The 10,880-nt window shown below is 56.0% G+C and carries 13 protein-coding genes; 11 read left to right on the top strand and 2 right to left on the bottom strand.

The genetic code is table 11. The features are described 5' to 3' along the window. From L991_RS17440 to gspN, 11 genes are all read left to right on the top strand, one after another. A partial coding sequence (locus tag L991_RS17440) for a hypothetical protein (protein ID WP_197053807.1) occupies positions 1–212 on the top strand: 212 nt, incomplete at its 5' end. A gap of 189 nt (positions 213–401) precedes the next feature. Beyond that, positions 402–1,088, top strand: a complete 687-nt coding sequence (locus tag L991_RS04735; protein ID WP_197053806.1) for a serine protease — start codon at positions 402–404, stop codon at positions 1,086–1,088. Positions 1,089–1,160: 72 nt separating this feature from the next. Then, on the top strand, positions 1,161–2,417 hold the full coding sequence (locus L991_RS04730; RefSeq protein ID WP_028450079.1) for a glutamate-5-semialdehyde dehydrogenase: 1,257 nt from the start codon (positions 1,161–1,163) through the stop codon (positions 2,415–2,417). Then, complete coding sequence (locus tag L991_RS04725; RefSeq protein ID WP_028450078.1) at positions 2,417–2,692, top strand: chorismate mutase; 276 nt, start codon at positions 2,417–2,419, stop codon at positions 2,690–2,692. The genes L991_RS04730 and L991_RS04725 overlap by 1 nt, the downstream gene beginning before the upstream one ends. Positions 2,693–2,703: 11 nt before the next feature. Further along, positions 2,704–3,336 carry a nicotinate-nucleotide adenylyltransferase gene (nadD, locus tag L991_RS04720; RefSeq protein WP_047392881.1) on the top strand — a complete coding sequence of 211 codons (633 nt, stop codon included), beginning with the start codon at positions 2,704–2,706 and terminating at the stop codon, positions 3,334–3,336. Positions 3,337–3,338: 2 nt separating this feature from the next. Continuing rightward, entirely contained in the window at positions 3,339–3,722 is a 384-nt protein-coding gene (rsfS, locus tag L991_RS04715; protein ID WP_028450076.1) for a ribosome silencing factor, read from the top strand. Between the two features lie 218 nt (positions 3,723–3,940). Then, positions 3,941–4,867, top strand: coding sequence for a sulfate adenylyltransferase subunit CysD (gene cysD / locus L991_RS04710; RefSeq protein ID WP_028450075.1), 927 nt, complete (start codon positions 3,941–3,943; stop codon positions 4,865–4,867). A gap of 220 nt (positions 4,868–5,087) precedes the next feature. Further along, entirely contained in the window at positions 5,088–6,527 is a 1,440-nt protein-coding gene (cysN, locus tag L991_RS04705; RefSeq protein WP_047392750.1) for a sulfate adenylyltransferase subunit CysN, read from the top strand. 159 nt (positions 6,528–6,686) lie between these two features. Then, positions 6,687–7,724, top strand: a complete 1,038-nt coding sequence (gene gspL, locus L991_RS04700; protein WP_047392748.1) for a type II secretion system protein GspL — start codon at positions 6,687–6,689, stop codon at positions 7,722–7,724. Then, entirely contained in the window at positions 7,721–8,200 is a 480-nt protein-coding gene (gspM, locus tag L991_RS04695; protein ID WP_047392739.1) for a type II secretion system protein GspM, read from the top strand. Before gspL ends, gspM begins: the two co-directional genes overlap by 4 nt. After that, complete coding sequence (gene gspN, locus L991_RS16345) at positions 8,200–8,961, top strand: type II secretion system protein N (RefSeq protein WP_052190613.1); 762 nt, start codon at positions 8,200–8,202, stop codon at positions 8,959–8,961. The genes gspM and gspN overlap by 1 nt, the downstream gene beginning before the upstream one ends. Before the next feature lie 67 nt (positions 8,962–9,028). On the opposite strand, the gene L991_RS04685 is transcribed toward gspN, so the two are convergent. After that, positions 9,029–9,865, bottom strand: coding sequence for a DUF2971 domain-containing protein (locus L991_RS04685; protein WP_047392736.1), 837 nt, complete (start codon positions 9,863–9,865; stop codon positions 9,029–9,031). Between the two features lie 33 nt (positions 9,866–9,898). Next, positions 9,899–10,876 carry a polysaccharide deacetylase family protein gene (locus L991_RS04680; protein WP_081986535.1) on the bottom strand — a complete coding sequence of 326 codons (978 nt, stop codon included), beginning with the start codon at positions 10,874–10,876 and terminating at the stop codon, positions 9,899–9,901. Between the last annotated feature and the right edge of the window lie 4 nt (positions 10,877–10,880).

The raw sequence follows: 10,880 nt of genomic DNA, 5'->3' as shown, positions 1-10,880 counted from the left end.
CTTCTAAAGCTTCTGCTGCTCAAAAAGCTCAAGCTAAAAAAGCTTCAGCTGCTTCTGTAGCTTCTAAAGCTTCTGCTGCTCAAAAAGCCCAAGCTAAAAAAGCTTCAGCGGCTTCTGTAGCGTCTAAAGCTTCTGCTGCTCAAAAAGCACAAGCTAAGAAAGCTTCTGCTGCTTCTGTAGCTTCTAAAGCTTCTGCCGCTGCTGCAAAATAATCAGCTTCTTGCCTGATTAAAGAAAAAAGGACGGCTTGCCGTCCTTTTTTCGTTTCTCCACGAGGTTGTGCCGTGAAGTTGATTTGCACTAGTTTTGCTTTGCTCTGTGCGGCAGGGGTCGCGCTGGCAAATCCGTCTGCGCTCAGCAAAGAGCAGCAGGCGCTTTTTTTTGGTCACGATGATCGTACGATGATCAGTGCGCCTTATGCCGCACCTTACAATGCGATAGGCCGGCTGGAGGTAAAATCGGGTGGCACATGTACGGCCACGCTGATTGCCCCTGATGTCGCGATCACTGCGGCGCATTGCTTCTTGATGCAGCCGCGGCAGATTGATGCCGGGCGTTGGTTTATGGCGGGCTTTCACAATGGCCAGTATCAGGCACGCTATCAAGTCGTGGGCCAGCTATTTCATCCGCGTTTCCGCCAGGGGCTGACCTATAAAGGCGATGATGTGTATATCGCCCCTAGCGCCGCACCGTATGATATTGCGCTGATTAAGCTCAAGCTCAAAGACGGAACGCCACCCAGCCCGATGCAGCTGTTTCAGGGTAAACGCCAGCAGTTAATGCGCAGCATTTTGCAGCAAAACCAGCAGGTGAATCAGGGTGGCTTTGCCGAAGACCATGATACCCAGTTGTCGGTGCATCATGGCTGCCAGCTCACCCAGCTGCGCAGTAATGGCACGATCTTCCATCGCTGCGATACCTTGTCGGGTGATTCGGGTTCGCCAATCTGGCTGGATTTGCCGACCGGCCCTACGTTGATTGCCGTGCAAAGTTCGGCCCCGGATTGGTTTAACCGGGCGCTGGCCGATAATGTGGGCGTTACGGTCTTGCAATTGCCGGCCAAGGCGCAGCGCTGGCTGGCGCACTAGCCGTATCGCCGCCGCCTAGTAAGCGATACAATAGGCTGATTCGATTAAAAAAACAGTCACGGATTCATGACGATGGATATTCAAGCTTACATGCAGAATGTAGGCCGTCAGGCGCGGGCCGCTAGCCGCGCGATGGCCAAAGCCTCGACCGGCGCGAAAAACGCCGCGCTGAACGCGATTGCGGATGCAATTGAGCGCGATGCAGCGCTGTTGCTGGCCGCCAATCAGCAAGATATGGCGCAAGCTCGCGCAGATGGCCTGGAACCGGCGCTGCTGGATCGCCTGCAACTAACTGAAAAAACCATCGCCACCATGGCGCAAGGGCTGCGCGAAATGGTCGCGCTGCCCGATCCGATCGGCAATATGGGCGACTTTAAATACCGCCCTAGTGGCATTCAAGTCGGCAAAATGCGCGTGCCATTGGGCGTGATCGGCATTATTTATGAAGCCCGCCCGAACGTCACCGCCGACGCGGCCGGCCTGTGCATTAAATCGGGCAATGCCACCATTTTGCGCGGTGGTCGCGAGGCGTTTCATTGCAATCAGGCCATCGCCGCTTGCGTGAAAGAAGGCCTCGCCAGCGCCGGCCTGCCAGAAACAGCGGTGCAAATCATCGAAACCCCAGATCGCGCCGCGGTGGGCGAGCTGATTACGATGAGCGAATTCGTGGATGTGATCGTACCGCGCGGCGGCAAGGGGCTGATCGAGCGCATTAGCCGCGATGCACGCGTGCCGGTGATCAAGCATCTGGATGGCATCTGCCATGTGTATGTGGATGATGAAGCCGAGCTGGGCAAAGCCGTGCGTATTGCCGACAACGCCAAAACGCAACGCTACGCGCCCTGCAATACGATGGAAACCCTGCTGGTCCACCGCGTGGTGGCGGCACAGTTTTTACCGCAAATCGCCGCGATTTATCAGGCTAAAGGCGTTGAAATGCGCGGTTGTGCGGCGACGCAGGCGATTTTGCCAGCGGCCATTGCTGCCACTGAAGAAGATTGGCGTACCGAATATCTGGCACCGATTATTGCGATTCGCGTGGTGGATGATCTGCAAGCCGCGATTGATCACATCAATACCTATGGCAGCCACCATACCGACGCGATCATCACCGAAAACTACACCAAAGCGCGGCAATTCTTGCGCGAGGTGGATAGTGCCAGCGTGATGGTGAATGCCTCGACCCGGTTTGCCGATGGCTTTGAATATGGTCTGGGCGCCGAAATCGGCATCTCGACCGACAAAATCCACGCCCGCGGCCCGGTGGGGCTGGAAGGCCTGACCAGCGAAAAATGGATTGTGCTCGGGGATGGCGAGGTGCGCAGCTAATGAGCGTGCCGGCTGAATTGCTCGCGCTGCGCGCGCAAATTGACGAGCTGGATCAGCAGCTTTTTACTGTGCTGGCCGCGCGTTTTGCGGTTACCGCGCAGGTAGGGCAACTGAAAAAGCAGCACCAATTGCCGGCGCAAGATGCTGATCGAGAAGCGCAGCAGCTGGCCAAAACGGCGGCGCTGGCAGCCGCCACGGGTTTGGACCCGGCTTTTGCCCAGCGGCTGCAGCGCTTGATACTCGATGAGGTGGTCGCCCAGCATCAGCAGTGCTGAGCGTCTCGGTGATGCGCACTATCGGCGTTTTTGGCGGCACTTTCGACCCGATTCATTACGGACATCTGGCCTTGGCGCGGTGTTTACGCACTTCGCTGGCGCTGGATCAAGTGCGGCTGATCCCAACGGGTTTGCCGCCGCACCGGCCGGCACCACCGGTCAGCCCGCAGCAAAGGCTGGCGTGGGTACAGGCGGCGATTGCCGGTGAAAGCGGCCTGCTGGTGGATGATCGAGAAGTAAATCGCGAGGGGTATTGCTACACAATCGATACCCTGCTTGAGTTGCAGCAAGATACCCCTGACGCCTTGTTGGTGTGGCTGATCGGGGCCGATTCGTGGCGGCAACTGACGCGCTGGCACCGCTGGCGTGATTTATTAGAGGTCGGGCATTTAGTGATTGCGGCCCGGCCCGAGTATGCATTTAATGATTTAAGCCCTGATTTGGCAGCAGAATTTGCCGCTCGGCATGTAAATGCCACCCCGGCGCAGCTGTCTCGGGGTAAAATCAGTCAATTAGCCAGCCCGCTGCTGCCGGTATCGTCGACACTGATCCGCGACAAATTGTCGCGGGGGGAAGATGTCTCCGCACTGACCCCCGTGTCGGCCCTGCTGGTGGCCAGTGGGCTGTATTGTTTTAAGGAATAACTATGAATGAAATGGTAAGCGCCATGCGCGACGTGGCCGTGGCGGCCTTGGAAGACATCAAGGGCAAGGAAATCCAAGTCCTGGATACTACCCAACTGACCGATCTGTTTGAATGCATGATCGTAGCGACCGGCGATTCAAATCGTCAGGTGCGTGCCTTGGCCAACAATGTGTCAGTTGAGCTCAAAGCCAAAGGCTACGAAATCGTCAGTACCGAAGGTGAAGAGAGCGGCGAGTGGGTGCTGGTGGATGCCGGCAGCCTCGTGGTGCACGTGATGTTGCCACCGGTGCGCGATTATTACGATCTGGAACAACTGTGGGGCGGGCAAAAACCGACCTTCAATCCGCTGGGCCGGGCTTGGTCGGCGGTAGGCTCGGCAGAGTAATCTGCTGCAGGCAGGCAATGGCGGCGACAGGCCGCCATTGCTATTTGAAGCCTCACCCCGGCTTCCTTTGGCCGCCAGCTGAAAATGCAGCAGTACCATGCGCAGCGCCTAGAGCAATTAGATCTAACGATATAGCCAAAACGTCTTTTTGGTTTGGGAATTTCTCCGTAAATTCCATCTCCATTCTCTATCGATTTTGAAATCCTGAAGTTCACGCCATGAATACTTTGTCTGAAGCGCGGCTGACGCACTTAAAGCAGCTGGAAGCCGAATCCATCCACATTATCCGTGAAGTGGCCGCCGAATTTGAAAACCCGGTCATGCTGTACTCGATTGGTAAAGACTCAGCGGTGATGCTGCATCTGGCCAAAAAAGCCTTTGCGCCAGGCAAGCCACCGTTTCCGCTGATGCACGTGGATACCACCTGGAAATTCCAGGATATGTACAAGCTGCGTGAAAAACAGAAAGCCGAAGGCTGGAATCTGATCACGCATGTGAACGAAGAAGGCGTGAAAGCCGGCATCAACCCGTTCACCGCCGGCTCAGCCAAGCACACCGACGTGATGAAAACCGAAGGCTTGAAACAAGCTTTGAACAAATACGGTTTTGATGCGGCCTTTGGTGGCGCGCGCCGCGACGAAGAAAAATCCCGCGCGAAAGAACGCGTGTATTCATTCCGCGATAAAAACCACCGTTGGGATCCGAAAAACCAGCGCCCAGAATTGTGGAACATCTACAACTCGAAAGTCGATAAAGGCGAATCGATTCGCGTATTCCCAATTTCGAACTGGACTGAGCTCGATATCTGGCAGTACATCTTCCTCGAAAACATCGAAATCGTACCGCTGTACTACTCGGCTGAGCGCGAAGTAGTCGATTACAACGGCACGCTGGTGATGATCGATGACGAGCGCATCTTGCAATACCTGACGCCAGAGCAAAAAGCCTCCATCCAGAAAAAATGGGTACGTTTCCGTACACTGGGCTGTTACCCGCTGACCGGTGCCGTTGAGTCCAAAGCGCAAACGCTGCCTGAGATTATTCAGGAAATGCTGCTGGCGACGACTTCCGAGCGCCAAGGCCGTGCGATTGACCATGATTCAGCTGGGTCGATGGAGAAGAAAAAAATGGAAGGCTACTTCTAAACACGTCGATTCGCTGGCTGCGCGACTGCATGTCCGCGTTGTGCGCGCCTCGCAATCCGCATGGACTTGATGTCCATTTACGTTTGCTGCGGTGCTGACGCCTTGACCTGAAGCCGCTCGCGGCGCGACTGAACGTGTTTGCGGTAAGTGGCTCGCTACGGCCTTGAATTGAGTGACTCATTCAAGGTGAGCAATAAATAATTGAGATTGGAAGAACACCATGTCACATCAATCTGACTTGATCGCCAATGACATTCTGGCGTACCTGAAACAGCATGAAAACAAAGACATGCTGCGCTTTATTACTTGCGGCAATGTGGATGACGGTAAATCAACGCTGATCGGCCGTTTGCTGCACGACTCAAAACTGATTTTTGACGATCACCTCGCGGCGATTCAGAAAGACAGTAAAAAATTCAACACCACCGACCAAGAAATCGACTTGGCGCTGCTGGTGGATGGCTTGCAAGCCGAGCGTGAGCAGGGCATTACCATTGACGTGGCCTACCGCTACTTCAGCACTGAAAAACGCAAATTCATCATCGCCGACTGCCCGGGGCACGAGCAATACACGCGCAATATGGCCACCGGCGCGTCGACGTCGGATTTGGCGATTATCTTGATCGACGCACGTTACGGCGTGCAAACGCAAACCCGCCGCCACAGCTTTATCGTGTCACTGCTGGGTATCAAGCACGTGATCGTGGCCGTGAACAAAATGGATTTGGTGGATTTTAGCGAGGCGCGCTTCAACGAAATCCGCGCGCAGTATCTGGAATTTGCCAAAGAGCTGAACATCAGCGACATCCGCTTTGTACCGCTGTCGGCGCTGCGTGGCGACAACGTCGTGAATGAATCCGACAAAACGCCATGGTACGAAGGCGAAACACTGATGGGCTTGCTGGAAAGCGTGCAAATCAATAAAGACGCCAAGCTGGATGCATTCCGCCTGCCAGTGCAATACGTCAACCGCCCGAATCTGGATTTCCGCGGTTTCTGCGGCACGATTGCCGCGGGGCATGTCTTGCCGGGCGACGAAATCATCGCGCTGCCATCGGGCAAAAAATCGAAAGTTAAAGCGATTGTGACTTTCGAGGGCGAGCAAGCGGTGGCGTTCTCTGGCCAGGCGATTACGCTGACGCTGGAAGACGAAATCGATATTTCACGCGGCGATATGATCGTGCGCGCGCAAGAAGCGCAGCCGCACGTGGGCAGCGCGTTTGACGCCCACGTGGTGTGGATGAACGAAGCGCCGCTGAGCGTAGGCAAGGAGTATGTGGTTAAACTCGGCGGCAAACAATGCTTCGGGCGCGTTACCTCTATCCAGTATCGTATCGACGTGAACAGCCTTGAGCATATCGACGCCAGCGAGCTGAAACTGAACGAAATTGCCTTGGCGCGTTTCGAGCTGACTGCGCCGATTGCTTTCGACAAATACACCGAATGCCGCGGTACTGGTAGCCTGATCGTGATTGATCGCCTCAGCAACGCCACCGTGGGCGCCGGCATGATTGTGGCCCAGGCCGAAGCCGGTGGCGCCAGCGCCAGCGAGCTGGACGAGCTGAGCCGTCTGCGCGAATTTGAAGTCGAGCTCAATGCACTGGTGCGTAAATACTTCCCGCACTGGGAAGCCAAAGACGTGCGCGAGCTGCTGAAATAAACGCAGTAAGTCGCTAGATGACAACGGCAGCCCGCGGGCTGCCGTTTTTATTGGTTTTTTGTCATCGTTTCTTTATTGTTTCATCATTTTGCCGGCACAATAGCTGGTTTGTGATTCCATCCGCGTGGCCATGCCGGCCGCGCCAGAAGTGAGAAGTCGATGACCCAGTTTCATCGGGTAGTAATCCGCCTGCGCACCGTGCCGCTGGCGGTGGCCGATTGGTTGGCCTTTGATGCCGCCGGCCAGCTTTTGCAGCAGGGGCAAGGCACGCAATGGCCTGCGGCCGAGCAGCTTGATCTGGCCCTGCCGGCCGCCTGGCTGACCCAGCACCGTTTACGCCTGCCCGCCAGCAAAGACAAACAACGCCAGCAGCTGATTGCCCAAGCACTAGAAGACCGCGTGCTGGGGCCTTTGGCCGATTATCGCTGGCAAAGCCAGCGGCTGGGCGATGACACCTGCGTGTGGGTATGGCCAGCCGCCGAGCAACAGCGCTTAAGCGAATGGCTCGCTAGCCAAAGCTGGGCGCCACAGCGCTGGATTGCCGAATTTGCCCTGCTGCCGGTGCAAGATGATGTGCTGCTGCCGGCCGGAGAAGGCTGGCTGCTGCGTAGCGCCGGCCAATGCCTGTGGCTGGCCGATGCCAGCGAAGCCGAGCTGCTGTGCCCCACTGGCGCACCCGCCGCGCAAAGCCGGGCGGCGCTGGCCGCCCCAAGCAAAGACGCCGCAGTATTACTGCGCGGCAAGCTATCTGGGGTATCGCTCCGGGTGGATTGGCAACAATGGCGTTGGCCGCTATACCTGCTAGGTGTATTGCTGGTGTTGCTGTTGCTCGGGCAAATCATTCAGTGGCGCCAGCTGGCGAGCCGTGAGGCGAGCCTGCGCCAAGAGCTGCGCCAAACCTTTGCCAGCCTATATCCGGGCGTGCCGGTAGTTGATCCGGTGTTGCAATGGCAAAGCCTGCAGCAAAATCCGGCCAGCCAAGGGCAGGCCGATGCGCTGGCGCTGGCGCAAAAAATCGCCAGCCAGCTCGATGGCAATTTGGGCGTGGAATCGCTCGCCGCCAAAGAGGGCAACGTGAGTCTGATTTTGCCGGCCAGCCAGGCTGCGGCGATTCCGGCTCGCTTGCAGGCGCAGGGGCTGAAAGTCACTAGCCAAACCTTGCCCGATGGGCGTAGCCAACTGGAGATCACACCATGAGCGCCGCACTGCAACGCGCCCGCGCCTATTGGGCTAGCCGCTCGCCGCGCGAGCAGCGCTTTTTGCAAGGCTGGGCAGTGGCCATGCTGGGCTTAGGGCTGTATTTTGGCCTGCTTTCGCCGCTGTGGCAGCAGATTAGCCGCCTTCAGGTGCAGGTGCCGCGGCTGGAAGCCCAGCTGATGGCCATGCGAGCCACCCAGCCGGCGCTGGCCGCACCCGGCAAGGCGGCCACGGCCGATCTGCGTAGCGCCGCATTTAGTGCCATGTCGGCGCGCCAGCTCAGTGCCGATATCCGGCCGCTGGCGGCTGGGCAGGTGGAAATCAGCCTGACGCAACCCAATGCCACTGCCGCGGTGCTGCTGGCCAGCGCCTTGCGCAGCGAGCTGGCGGCTCAGGTAGTTAGTCTGCAATTAAAACAACAGGGCAGTGAGATTGGCTTAGTGCTGGTCTTGGCCCGCGCCGGCCGGAGCGAATAATGGCCCAGATTCCGTTTTACCGTCGCCGCTGGGTGCTGGGCAGCCTGCTGAGTTTAGCTTTTGTCTTGCTGCTGTTGGCACGCGCCCCGGTGGCCGCACTGGGCTGGGTATTGCCCGCCAATCTGACGTTGAGCCAAGCCAGCGGCACCCTCTGGCAAGGGCAAATGAGCGCGCTGGGGCTGGAAGGCGTGGCGCTGCAGCAAAACCTCAGCTGGCAATTCGAGCCCCGCGCTTTGCTGGCCGGGCAGCTGGCCTGGCAAATTCGCGGCCAAGCCGCCGCGAGCACCAATCCGGCCGCGAGTCAGGCTCGACTAGTGTTCGGCGCTGGCGGGGTGGCGCTGGAAAATGTCGACATCACTCTACCGCTGGAAGGTGCACTGCGCGCCGTGCCAAAAATCGCCGGCTGGGGGCTGGGCGGCACCGCGCAGCTGCGCAGCGCCCGGCTATCCAAGCAAGCCGGCGACAGCGCCGAGCTTACCCTCGATCCGCTATTTAGCCAGCTGGTGCCCGCACTGAGCCCGCTCACCACATTGCGTGCCAATCTGGTGATGAACGAAGGTGGCGCGAAATGGACGATCAGCCCACTGGGCAGCAGCGCCATCGCCGTACAAGGGCAGGGCGCCTTGCAATGGCTGGCGGGCGGCCGTGTCAGTAGCCAGGGCGAAATCAATCTGCAGCCGGATGAAAAAGTAAAACAACAGCTCGCGCCGCTCTTGCTGCAAATTCCGGCTACGGCGAATGGATATCAGATTAAGTTCTGATGTTGAAGGTGTGATGTTAGGGTGGTGATTTTAAGCTCAAGTTTGTGTTTAAGTTTTGAAATTCCACCTAGTTCTTTGCATTTGTGAGCTTGATAGCTTCTAACTTAACAGAATAAGTTTCAGAGCATAGTTTGGCTTCGTATATCTTGGGGCGATGTATCCGTCGCTCTGCCGCTTGAAGAACTCGTTCACGTACACTGTCTTTGATTCTTGCTCCCAAAATTATGCCATGCAGGCATGCAGATTCTAATCTGTATTGGCCTACAGATCGGTTGGGTAAGAAAACCCGCCACTCTTCCTCATATTTCCATACTTCGCTTTTGGTCAGGTAGGTCTTTTTAACCTCTTTCCACTCATCGGCCGCATCAAAAAGATAAATTTCTGGGCGCTCTGGTTTGTACTCAATTTTGAGTGCTTGATCGAAGAAACCGATATTTCTGTACTCAAGACATATCCCCTCGTGATTTGAAGCGTAGTGTGACCACATCAGGATGCTTGTAGGGCATGTGCTCACACAATATATTCGGGTTTTTTCTGCAAAGCCTAAATGCTTTTTAACTGCTTCCTGAAAGTCGGGATGACTAAGCTGGCGATAATATTTTTTACTACCTTCGTTTGCATACTGCTTCTTCTGATTGTTGCCAATCTCAGGGAAGAATGAATCATGTTTCTCAAGTATGAGGCTTCTAAATTTTTTGCGTGTAATTTCGGGGGGAGGAATGCGAATTTTGGGCGCACACTCGAAAGGGTCATTAAACTCGGCAGCAGTTGGTAAATAAATGCTGTCATCAACTATCTGGTCGATTAAATAGTCTAGCTGTGATTTTCCATCGCTATTACTCGTGGTGCTGACCCCACGGTACTTATAGAAAAAATCTGGTATTGATTCAGTCGTGAAGGGCATGGTTTGAAGCAGTTAATTTTTGAGCTGATTGATTTATTTTGGCGAACTAAGGCAATGACGCTGAGGCTCGAGGTTGAGTTTTTCCTGCAGCTGCTGCAATGGCGCATATGTGATGGACTTAATGCCACGCGCCTTAATGGCTTTGTGCAATGCCGGCTCTTGCCATGCCGCGTAGTCGCTTAGGCGCAAGGTTAGGTCGGGGATGGCGGCCTGTGCCGAAGGGCTGTCTTCGGCCGGATGAATGCCAATGGTGTGGACACCGCGCGGCAGCTGCTTGATCAGCTCTAGATAGCCCCGATAAGCGACGCCACGTTGGCGCATGCTCGGATTGTATTGCATTAAAAATGTATCGGGCGTGGCGATGGCGTTTTCAGACTGTATCTGCCGATGCACTTGATATTGCTCTGCAAGCGAGCCATGAAAGGATTGAATCACAACCGGGATGCCCGTTTCTTTGGGCAAGCTGGTGTAGATTTTGAGTAACTCGGGGGTGGCAGGCCAGAACACCATATGGGCATCCAGATGGGTGATTTTCAGTCCGGCGGCTTGCACCTTGGCAATTTGGGCGAGGAGCTCTTTTTTTACTTCGTCCGGTTTGGCGTGTGCGGCCAGCTCGGCTACCGTGGCCCATAAATTGCCTTGCGGATTGTAGAGCGAAGGCACTTCATCGCGTGATAACACGGCGCCCCACGGCTGCTTTTCCTGCCATTCATTAGTGAGCGTCAGGTGGACGCCCACCGCTAATTGACGCGCTTTGGCCCATTGCGCCGCTTGCGCAAAATTGGGTGTTGGCGGCATTAACGATAGATCCTGAATCTGGCCGGCATCAATGAGCTTGAATGCAGCTTTATCCAGATCAGGATGCATGCCCACGTCGTCGGCGTTCACAATCAGCGCGATGTCTTGATTGCTCAAGCCAATGCATTTGGCTAAGGGCGTGGCAAATCCGGGCTTGGCAATCAAGCCCGCGGCAATGAACAAACAAGTGAGTATTGCGCGTAGCGATGCCATGATT

Origin of the sequence: Chitinibacter sp. ZOR0017, assembly GCF_000799095.1 — a bacterium.
Taxonomy (GTDB): Bacteria; Pseudomonadota; Gammaproteobacteria; order Burkholderiales; family Chitinibacteraceae; genus Chitinibacter; species Chitinibacter tainanensis.
This window is presented reverse-complemented; position numbering and strand designations above follow the sequence as displayed.

Coding starts and splice junctions, on each gene's coding strand:
- L991_RS04735 (WP_197053806.1), top strand. CDS start 402: ATGATCAGTGCGCCTTATGCCGCACCTTACAATGCGATAGGCCGGCTG.
- L991_RS04730 (WP_028450079.1), top strand. CDS start 1,161: ATGGATATTCAAGCTTACATGCAGAATGTAGGCCGTCAGGCGCGGGCC.
- L991_RS04725 (WP_028450078.1), top strand. CDS start 2,417: ATGAGCGTGCCGGCTGAATTGCTCGCGCTGCGCGCGCAAATTGACGAG.
- nadD (WP_047392881.1), top strand. CDS start 2,704: ATGCGCACTATCGGCGTTTTTGGCGGCACTTTCGACCCGATTCATTAC.
- rsfS (WP_028450076.1), top strand. CDS start 3,339: ATGAATGAAATGGTAAGCGCCATGCGCGACGTGGCCGTGGCGGCCTTG.
- cysD (WP_028450075.1), top strand. CDS start 3,941: ATGAATACTTTGTCTGAAGCGCGGCTGACGCACTTAAAGCAGCTGGAA.
- cysN (WP_047392750.1), top strand. CDS start 5,088: ATGTCACATCAATCTGACTTGATCGCCAATGACATTCTGGCGTACCTG.
- gspL (WP_047392748.1), top strand. CDS start 6,687: ATGACCCAGTTTCATCGGGTAGTAATCCGCCTGCGCACCGTGCCGCTG.
- gspM (WP_047392739.1), top strand. CDS start 7,721: ATGAGCGCCGCACTGCAACGCGCCCGCGCCTATTGGGCTAGCCGCTCG.
- gspN (WP_052190613.1), top strand. CDS start 8,200: ATGGCCCAGATTCCGTTTTACCGTCGCCGCTGGGTGCTGGGCAGCCTG.
- L991_RS04685 (WP_047392736.1), bottom strand. CDS start 9,865: ATGCCCTTCACGACTGAATCAATACCAGATTTTTTCTATAAGTACCGT.
- L991_RS04680 (WP_081986535.1), bottom strand. CDS start 10,876: ATGGCATCGCTACGCGCAATACTCACTTGTTTGTTCATTGCCGCGGGC.